The organism is Streptomyces sp. 15-116A (assembly GCF_025290915.1).
In the GTDB taxonomy this organism is placed as follows: Bacteria; Actinomycetota; Actinomycetes; order Streptomycetales; family Streptomycetaceae; genus Streptomyces.
Window position 1 is genome coordinate 1 of the sequence record NZ_JAOCQE010000264.1, and the last position, 8,986, is coordinate 8,986.

The 8,986-nt window shown below is 70.1% G+C and carries 10 protein-coding genes and 1 pseudogene; 6 read left to right on the plus strand and 5 right to left on the minus strand.

Annotated elements, in window-relative coordinates; translation table 11 throughout:
- A pseudogene (locus N4P33_RS28885) lies at positions 1-506 on the minus strand (regulator); the annotation flags it as partial.
- 243 nt (positions 507-749) lie between these two features.
- Between N4P33_RS28885 and lipB the strand changes: the two are divergent.
- From lipB to N4P33_RS28905, 4 genes are all read left to right on the plus strand, one after another.
- Positions 750-1,547: a lipoyl(octanoyl) transferase LipB gene (lipB, locus tag N4P33_RS28890; RefSeq protein WP_260829814.1), complete on the plus strand. Its 798-nt coding sequence runs from the start codon at positions 750-752 to the stop codon at positions 1,545-1,547.
- A gap of 123 nt (positions 1,548-1,670) precedes the next feature.
- A complete protein-coding gene (gene lipA / locus N4P33_RS28895; RefSeq protein WP_260829816.1) occupies positions 1,671-2,636 on the plus strand; it encodes a lipoyl synthase in 966 nt (321 codons plus the stop codon).
- Positions 2,637-2,876: 240 nt separating this feature from the next.
- Positions 2,877-3,077, plus strand: coding sequence for a hypothetical protein (locus tag N4P33_RS28900; RefSeq protein WP_260829819.1), 201 nt, complete (start codon positions 2,877-2,879; stop codon positions 3,075-3,077).
- Positions 3,078-3,109: 32 nt separating this feature from the next.
- Positions 3,110-3,814: a DUF4191 domain-containing protein gene (locus N4P33_RS28905; RefSeq protein WP_260829821.1), complete on the plus strand. Its 705-nt coding sequence runs from the start codon at positions 3,110-3,112 to the stop codon at positions 3,812-3,814.
- Positions 3,815-3,901: 87 nt separating this feature from the next.
- On the opposite strand, the gene N4P33_RS28910 is transcribed toward N4P33_RS28905, so the two are convergent.
- Positions 3,902-4,369, minus strand: coding sequence for an RDD family protein (locus N4P33_RS28910; RefSeq protein ID WP_260829822.1), 468 nt, complete (start codon positions 4,367-4,369; stop codon positions 3,902-3,904).
- A 210-nt stretch (positions 4,370-4,579) separates the two neighbouring features.
- On the opposite strand from N4P33_RS28910, the gene glnA reads away from it, so the two are divergent.
- Entirely contained in the window at positions 4,580-5,989 is a 1,410-nt protein-coding gene (gene glnA / locus N4P33_RS28915; RefSeq protein ID WP_260829824.1) for a type I glutamate--ammonia ligase, read from the plus strand.
- An 85-nt stretch (positions 5,990-6,074) separates the two neighbouring features.
- Here glnA and N4P33_RS28920 read toward each other — a convergent pair whose 3' ends face one another.
- Entirely contained in the window at positions 6,075-7,025 is a 951-nt protein-coding gene (locus N4P33_RS28920; RefSeq protein WP_260829826.1) for a phosphotransferase family protein, read from the minus strand.
- A 120-nt stretch (positions 7,026-7,145) separates the two neighbouring features.
- Between N4P33_RS28920 and N4P33_RS28925 the strand changes: the two genes are divergently transcribed.
- Positions 7,146-7,403 carry a hypothetical protein gene (locus tag N4P33_RS28925; RefSeq protein ID WP_260829827.1) on the plus strand — a complete coding sequence of 86 codons (258 nt, stop codon included), beginning with the start codon at positions 7,146-7,148 and terminating at the stop codon, positions 7,401-7,403.
- 45 nt (positions 7,404-7,448) lie between these two features.
- On the opposite strand, the gene N4P33_RS28930 is transcribed toward N4P33_RS28925, so the two are convergent.
- Positions 7,449-7,763, minus strand: coding sequence for a hypothetical protein (locus N4P33_RS28930; protein ID WP_260829829.1), 315 nt, complete (start codon positions 7,761-7,763; stop codon positions 7,449-7,451).
- A 235-nt stretch (positions 7,764-7,998) separates the two neighbouring features.
- Positions 7,999-8,986 (minus strand): FAD-dependent oxidoreductase (locus tag N4P33_RS28935; protein ID WP_260829831.1); only part of this gene is annotated, 988 nt, incomplete at its 5' end.

Sequence of the window (8,986 nt, forward strand, 5' to 3'; positions counted from 1 at the left end):
GAGGCGCGGGTGGCCGGGCGGCCCTGGGCGGGGATGCGCACGGGCGGCTCGGTGCGGGCCACCCGCTCGTCGGCGCGGCCGATCAGCCAGTCCCGGCTGGGGACCACGAGCCCCGCGGAGGTGAAGGCGATCTTGCGGAGCTCGGCGTGGCTGCCGGAGTCCTTGCGCCACAGCCCGCTGACGATGTCCACGGCCTCCTCGGGCGTCGCGGCGAACTCCAGGCCCGCGTAGACGGGCGTGCAGGAGTCGAGTCCGAGGTCCTGGGCGGTGAGGCGGCGGCCGAGACGCCGGGTGAACACCTCGGCGATCAGCGCGGGGGTGGTGCCCCGGGGCTGCTGCCCGCGCAGCCAGCGCGTGACGGACGTCTTGTCGTATCTCAGATCGAGCCCGTGTTCGAGACCGAGCTGGTCCACTCGACGGGCGAGTCCCGCGTTGGAGAACCCCGCTTCTGCGATGAGCGCGGCGAGCTGTCGGTTGGGGGTGCGCTGCGCGGGTCGGTCCGTCATCTGCGGTGCGGTCTCCTGCCTTCCGGCGAAACGATGTGCCCGTATTGCCTGTGAGCAGCCCTTATGGCGCCCCGGACGGCGCGAATGTAGCGGAGAGTAAGCACCTCATCGCAGTCTTCGAAGGGCATTCATCCGATCGTGTGAGGATTGGCTCCTGAGGCTGACGGAGGCCGTCCGGTCGCGCGGACGTACAGTGGCGTGGGCGCGTTACGTGCCTTACGACCTTCTAGGGAGGCGCTTGCCGTGAGTGAGTTGCGGTTCGTCCGGATGGGCTTCGGTGCCGAGGCCGTGGACTATCAGGTGGCCTGGGACGAGCAGCGCCGGGTGCACGCGGCGCGGTTCGCCGACGAGGTGCCCGACACCGTGATCCTCCTGGAGCATCCCCCCGTCTACACCGCCGGCCGGCGCACCGAGGAGAGCGAGCGCCCCCTCGACGGCACCCCCGTCATCGACGTGGACCGTGGCGGCAAGATCACCTGGCACGGCCCCGGCCAGCTGGTCGGCTACCCGATCCAGAAGCTGCCCCGCCCGGTGGACGTGGTCGCCCATGTGCGCCGCCTGGAGGACGCGCTGATCCGCACCTGCGCGGAGTTCGGCCTGGAGACCACCCGCGTCGAGGGCCGCAGCGGTGTGTGGGTCCTCGGCGATCCCATCGAGCAGCGCCCGGCGCTCGGCGGGCTCTCCCTCGACTTCGACCCCCGCCTGCACGACGAGGAGTTCGACCCGCGCCTCAACGGCCCGGACTACGCCCCGTCCAACGCCGGCCAGCGCCGCGAGGACCGCAAGATCGCCGCCATCGGCATCCGCGTGGCCAAGGGCGTCACGATGCACGGCTTCGCGCTCAACGTGAACCCCGACAACAAGTGGTTCGACCGCATCATCCCGTGCGGCATCCGCGACGCCGGCGTCACCTCCCTGGCGAACGAGCTGGGCCGCGACATCACGATCGAGGAGGTGCTGCCGGTGGCCGAGCGGCACCTGCGGGACGTACTGGAGAACGCGGAACTGAAGCCGCGGGTCATCGAGAAGACACCGGCATAAACAGACACCGGCATAAACACAGCCGGTCCGGTGTTGGAGTACGGGGCCAGCACTCGCACCAGGCATTCGAAACACCGGGCGTACCCTGAAGGTCGCCGAAGAATCAATCGCTAGGAGCCGGTCGTGTCCGCAGTCGCACCCGACGGACGCAAGATGCTGCGCCTGGAGGTCCGCAACAGCCAGACCCCCATCGAGCGCAAGCCCGAGTGGATCAAGACGCGGGCGAAAATGGGCCCCGAGTACTCGAAGATGCAGAACCTCGTGAAGAGCGAGGGCCTGCACACGGTCTGCCAGGAAGCCGGCTGTCCGAACATCTACGAGTGCTGGGAGGACCGCGAGGCGACCTTCCTCATCGGTGGCGACCAGTGCACCCGGCGCTGCGACTTCTGCCAGATCGACACCGGCAAGCCCGAGGCGCTCGACCGCGACGAGCCCCGCCGCGTCGGTGAGTCCGTGGTCACCATGGACCTGAACTACGCCACCATCACCGGCGTCGCCCGCGACGACCTGGAGGACGGCGGCGCCTGGCTGTACGCCGAGACCGTGCGCCAGATCCACCAGCAGACCGCGAACCGCGAGGCCGGCCGCACCAAGGTCGAGCTGCTCGCCCCCGACTTCAACGCGGTCCCGGAGCAGCTGGAGGAGGTCTTCTCCGCCCGCCCCGAGGTCTTCGCGCACAACGTCGAGACGGTGCCCCGGATCTTCAAGCGGATCCGCCCCGGCTTCCGCTACGACCGCTCCCTGAAGGTCATCACGGCCGCCCGGGACTACGGTCTGGTCACGAAGTCGAACCTGATCCTCGGCATGGGCGAGACCCGCGAGGAGGTCAGCGAGGCGCTGAAGCAGCTGCACGACGCCGGCTGCGAGCTGGTCACCATCACGCAGTACCTGCGCCCCTCCGTCCGGCACCACCCCGTCGAGCGCTGGGTCAAGCCGCACGAGTTCGTGGAGCTGAAGGAGGAGGCCGAGGAGATCGGCTTCTCCGGTGTGATGTCCGGCCCGCTGGTCCGCTCCTCGTACCGCGCCGGCCGCCTGTACCAGATGGCGATCGAGAAGCGGGGGACGTACATCGCGGCCCAGGCCGTGTGAAGTCCCGCACAAGAAATTACCGGCCGGTAATGGCCGAAGAGCGCGGCTCCGACCGTCCTCGCAGCTGAGGGCACCGGTCGGGGCCGCGTCGCTGTTCGCGGGTCTCCCATCCAGGCTTCATGGGTGTTTGACCGGCCGGTCATGCCCTGGTAACACCAATCAGTGACCCTGGAATCACAGCACGTACATCCCGTACACCCCGTGTGTCACCCAGAGCCTCACCGAGGGGGGACCTCCACCATGCAGGCCGCGCCTGTCCGCGCCACCGCCATCCCGTCCTTCACCACCGCGCTGCGGGCCGTGGAGTCGCTGCTCATGAGCAGCGGCCAGCGCACCGCCCGCCGCAACGCCTGGAACTCCGTGCTGGAGGACCGCCGTCGCGCCAAGGACCGGGTCGAGGTGCAGCGTGTCCTCGAGCAGTCCCTGTCCGCCCGCCGCTGAGTCCACCGGCGGAGCCACGTAGACTTCGTGGCATGGCGAGGAAGGAAACTGCAGCGGACGCTGCGAACCCCGGGCGACTGAAGCAGATCGCCCTGACCTACAAGATGACCCGCAGGGCCGACAAGAAGATCGGTCTTGTACTCGCGGCTGTCGGAATCGTCACCTTCGGTGTCTTCCTCGCGATCGGTTTCTTGATCGGTCACCCCATTTATCTCGGCATCCTGGGCCTCCTGCTCGCCTTCCTCGCGACGGCGATCGTGTTCGGGCGCCGGGCCGAGCGAGCGGCCTTCGGCCAGATGGAGGGACAGCCGGGCGCCGCCGCGGCCGTGCTCGACAACATCGGGCGGGGCTGGACCACCACCCCCGCCGTGGCGATGAACCGCAACCAGGACGTGGTGCACCGCGCGGTCGGCAAGGCCGGCATCGTGCTGGTCGCCGAGGGCAACCCGAACCGGGTCAAGAGCCTGCTCGCCGCCGAGAAGAAGCGGATGAACCGCATCGTCGCCGACGTCCCGGTGCACGACCTGATCGTGGGCACGGGCGAGGGCCAGGTCGAGCTGAAGAAGCTGCGCACCACCATGGTCAAGCTGCCCCGCGTGCTCACCGGCCCCCAGGTCACCGCGACCAACGACCGGCTGCGCGCCCTGGGCGACCTGATGAGCAACATGCCGCTGCCCAAGGGGCCGATGCCGAAGGGCATGAAGCTGCCGAAGGGCGGCGGACCGAAGGCCCGCTGAGGTCCCGTCCATGTGAGTGGTCCCGTACATATGTGAAGTGGGGGCGCCCGGAGATCTCCGGGCGCCCCCACTCACGTATGCGCACTGTCAGATCCGCACCTCGACCGTGCCCGCCAGCCGGTCGTGCAGGCCGCGGCCGTCGCGGTCCCAGATCAGGGCCGGGATCGCCAGGCACAGCAGCACCGAGCGCAGCAGGGCGCGGCCCGGGTGGACCTGGCCGGTGGCGAGGTTCACCACCCGCAGGCCGAAGAGGCGCTTGCCGGGGGTGAAGCCGAGCGTGCCGACGGTGAGGATGCTCAGCACCAGGAAGATCAGCAGCGCCCAGTTGCTCGTCGCCTGCCCGTAGCCCTCGGTGATCAGACCGTATGCGATCAAGACGCACAGGGACCAGTCCACCGCCAGCGCGCCGAGCCTGCGGCCCGGCCGGGCGATCGACCCCGGACCCTCCTCGGGCAGCCCCAGCTGCTCGCCCCGGTAACCCAACTCGGCACCGGCGTCCTCCATGGCCGCGCGGGGGCCGGAGAGCCATGATCCGATTGCTTGCCTGTTGTCCACCCGTCCACGGTACTGCGCCCGGATATGACCGGGGGACGCCGGGGTGCGTCGGGGCTACCGTGGGAGGTGGGCCGGTTAACTTGTGCGAAACAAATGGGTCACGCCCGAGAAATCACCCGTCCCTAGGGTCGAGCACAGCGTGTGCCACCCGCACTGGCCGCACGAACGATCTACCACCCCGGCGGGACGGTCGGGAGTAGGAGGAGCTGGATGTTCCAGAACGCCGACGAGGCCAAGAAGTTCATCGCGGACGAGGACGTCAAGTTCATCGACGTCCGCTTCTGCGACCTCCCGGGCGTGATGCAGCACTTCACGGTGCCTGTAGAGGCGTTCGACCCCGACGAGGAGCTGGCCTTCGACGGATCCTCGATCCGTGGCTTCCAGGCCATCCACGAGTCGGACATGGCGCTGCGCGCGGACCTCTCGACCGCCCGGGTCGACCCGTTCCGCCGCGACAAGACGCTGAACGTCAACTTCTTCATCCACGACCCGATCACGGGCGAGCAGTACTCCCGTGACCCGCGCAACGTGGCGAAGAAGGCCGAGGCCTACCTCGCCTCCACCGGCATCGCCGACACCGCGTACTTCGGCCCCGAGGCCGAGTTCTACGTGTTCGACAGCGTGCGCTTCAAGACGTCCGAGAACGAGTCCTTCTACCACATCGACTCCGAGGCGGGCGCCTGGAACACCGGTGCGCTGGAGGACAACCGCGGCTACAAGGTCCGCTACAAGGGCGGCTACTTCCCGGTCCCGCCGGTCGACCACTTCGCCGACCTGCGCGCCGAGATCTCCCTGGAGCTGGACCGGGCCGGCCTGAAGGTCGAGCGCCAGCACCACGAGGTGGGCACCGCCGGCCAGGCCGAGATCAACTACAAGTTCAACACGCTGCTCGCCGCCGCCGACGACCTCCAGCTCTTCAAGTACATCGTGAAGAACGTCGCCTGGCGCAACGGCAAGACCGCGACCTTCATGCCGAAGCCGATCTTCGGTGACAACGGCTCCGGCATGCACGTCCACCAGTCGCTGTGGAGCAACGGCGACCCGCTGTTCTACGACGAGCAGGGCTACGCCGGCCTGTCGGACACCGCCCGCTACTACATCGGCGGCATCCTCAAGCACGCCCCGTCGCTGCTGGCCTTCACCAATCCGACGGTGAACTCGTACCACCGCCTGGTGCCGGGCTTCGAGGCGCCGGTGAACCTGGTGTACTCGCAGCGCAACCGCTCCGCCGCGATGCGTATCCCGATCACGGGCTCCAACCCGAAGGCCAAGCGCGTCGAGTTCCGCGCGCCCGACTCCTCCGGCAACCCGTACCTGGCCTTCTCGGCGCTGCTGCTCGCGGGCCTGGACGGCATCAAGAACAAGATCGAGCCGGCCGAGCCGATCGACAAGGACCTCTACGAGCTGGCTCCCGAGGAGCACGCGAACGTCCCGCAGGTCCCGACCTCCCTCGGCGCCGTCCTCGACCGCCTCGAGGCCGACCACGAGTTCCTCCTCCAGGGCGACGTCTTCACGTCCGACCTGATCGAGACGTGGATCGACTACAAGCGCACCAACGAGATCGCCCCGCTCCAGCTCCGCCCGCACCCGCACGAGTTCGAGCTGTACTTCGACGTGTGATCCGCACCGGATCCGAGTGATCCTTGCACGGCGCCTGCGCCTCCCGGTCCCCGGGAGGCGCAGGCGCCGTGTTCTGTGTCCCGACTCAGGCGTACCGCTCGAAGAGAGCCTGGAGGTAGTCCTCGAGCCGTCGCGCCAGAACGCCGGGCGTCAGGTCGTCGCGCCCCAGCTCACGCCAGGGGACGGCGACCTTCTCGGCGTCCGGGGCGAAGGCCAGCGCGTCCAGCAGCCGCCAGTGGAGGTGGGCGGCGGGGTCGTCGGCCAGGGTGCCGCCCGCGGCGGTGTAGCGGTCGGCGAAGCGCATGCCCGCGGGGACGCCGTGCAGCAGGGCGAGGGCCGTCGAGCAGTGCGCCACGTCCAGGTCGGCCGGTCCCCAGGAGGTCTCCACCCAGTCGACGACACCGCTGATCCGAAGGTCCGCCCCGGTGCCTGTGAACAGGACGTTCCCGGGATGGAAGTCCCGGTGCAGGAAGCAGCCGCGATGCTCCGGGGGATCGCGCCGGATGACATCGACCGCCCGCTGCCACAGACCGGCCCGCCCGGTCGCCGCGGGCGGGCTCACCCGCTCGGGAGAAGTCCAGGCCTGGTAGGTGCGCGGTCGCTGCCGTGCGGTGACCGGCAGCCGGTGGATGCGCACCAGCTGCCGGGCCAGCAGGTCGGCTCGGTCCCCGGCGCCCCGATCGTCCAGGCGCACGGTCCCCGGCAGCAGGGACATCAGCAGCGAGGGGTGGTCGCAGTACCGTGCGGTCGCGTCCACGGCGATGAGCGTGGCGGCGGGCACGTCCGTGTCACCGAGCAGGCGCAGGATGCCTGCCTCACGGGTCAGCAGGCCCTCCGCGTGACGGACGTAGAAGGGCTTGACGAACGAGCGCAGGACCAGGGAGCGCCGGCCGCCGGGACCGCGCACGTCCAGCCGGCGCATCTCCGATGTCCAGCCTCCACGAAGCCGCACGACATCGTCGATGCGCTCGGACTCGGCCAGCCCCTTCTCCACCCAGGAGCGCGTGGCCCCCCAGCCCTGACCGTCAAGATTCATGCAGTGTCCCCGAGTCGTCTGGTGCCGGGCGCCACGTCGTATGTCCGGAAGCCGCTTCCCCCGGCGCGCGCGGCGCGGGATCATAGATTCTGACACTGCTGTTCGAGGAAGGTCACGGGGATGTCCGAGAAGGACGACGAGAAGCGGGAGTTCGACCTGAAGTGGGCGGACGGGGCCGAGCACAAGGAGCCCTCGGCCCGGGCCCGCATGCTCGCCGCGCGCTGGAAGGACAATCCGCCCGGGCCGGTGCCGTTCCGTGCCGACCCGGAGCACACGTCGTCCGGCCGCCGCTCGTCGTGGATCTCGACGGCGGTCGTCCTCGGCTGCGTCGCAGCGGTGATCGTGCTCCTGGGCTACATCAACTTCCGGCCGTACTGACACCGTAGGGGTCACGGGCGGGTGGTTCCGCCCGTGACCTGGTGCTCAGCGGTTGTAGCGCATGAACGCGCGGACCATGTGGCACGTCGTGTCCGACGGCGGGTGTACGCCGATCAGTTCCGCCGTGCTGCGTATCGTCTCGTTGCGGGCCTGGTCGGGCTGGTAGACGCCGGAGTCGAGCAGGGCGATGGCCAGGCGCATCGCCTTCAGGCGGCGGTTGTGCGTGATGTACCACTCGCGGGGGCGGCCCGGCGGAAGCGGCCGCTTCTCCACGGGCGCGCACGGCATCTCGAGCAGGACGGGACGCTTCGCGGTGGACTGGGTGGGCAGGGGCTTCGGCTTGAGTGCGGCAGCGGGCACAGGCATCCTCCTGTCGCGGTGAGGGCGGCCGGCCGGAGACCTCGGCGACTCCGGCGCCCACCCTCGAACACTTCCTCAATTCTACTGCCCGGCACTGACAATCGGGCAGTCCGCACAGTCGTCAAAATGCCTGTTGAACAGGGAATTTGGTGCTGTGTCAGGTCGGGCGGGTGAGGAGTGTGGGGCGTGGTGAGAAATCGAACAAGGGGGGCTCCCTCAGGTCGGCTCAGACCGTTCACGCCGCTCGCGGCACCGTCGGTACCGGGTCCGCGGCGTGCATCGAACCCGCCGCCCCCAGGTCCGTCAGAATCGCCTCCGACGCCCGGTGGGCCGAGTGCAGCGCACCCTGGACCGTGCTGGTGTCCCGGTGGTCGCCGCACACGTACAGGCCCGCCAGCAGGCGTACCGGCCGGCGCAGATCGTGCGGTGGCCGCATCATCGGCACGGCCTCGGCGGTGTGATGGACGGCCAGGGTCTCCCAGCGGGCGGTGGACGTGCCGTAGAGCCGGGCCAGATGGAGGCGTACGGCGGTGTCGAGCTGGGGCGTGGGCCGGCCCAGCACCGTGGAGGAGATCAGCGCGCGCCCGGCGGGGGCGCGGGACGGGTCGACGCGGCTGGCCACCGTGGTGTGGGCGACCGGGCCGCCCCTGTCGGCGTCCAGGAGCAGCGCGGCACCGGTGCCCGGCGGCTCGTCGGCGGTGTGGTGCACCACCGTCACCGGGTGGGAGTCCGGCACGCGAAGACCGGGCAGCAGCTCGGCCGCGGCGCGCGCGTCCGTCGCGATCAGCACCGCACGGCAGCGGAACTCGCCGTGCTCCGCCGTGGTCACCGAGGTCGTCGAGACGGAGGTGACCCGCACCCCGGTGTGCACCGTGCCCGGCGGCAGGCTCCGGGCCAGCAGCTCCGGCAGTGCCTCGGCGCCGCCTTCCGGCAGGCACAGCCGCCCGCCCGCGAAGGCGCGCAGCGCCAGGTCCGCGCAGCGGCTGGAGGTGGTCAGGTCCGGGTCGCACAGCAGCGCGGCGAGCAGTGGACGCAGAAAACCGTCGATGGTCCGGGCTGGCAGGCCCCGCGCGACCAGCGCCTCGGCGGCGGTCGACTCCGGCCGGGCAAGCAGCCGTTCCACCGGCGTGCCCGCCAGCTTCGTGAACGCGGCGCCCAGGCGGGCCTGGTCGACGGCCGTGCCCAGCGGCGCACCGGTCCGGCTCCGCGGCAGGGACACCTGC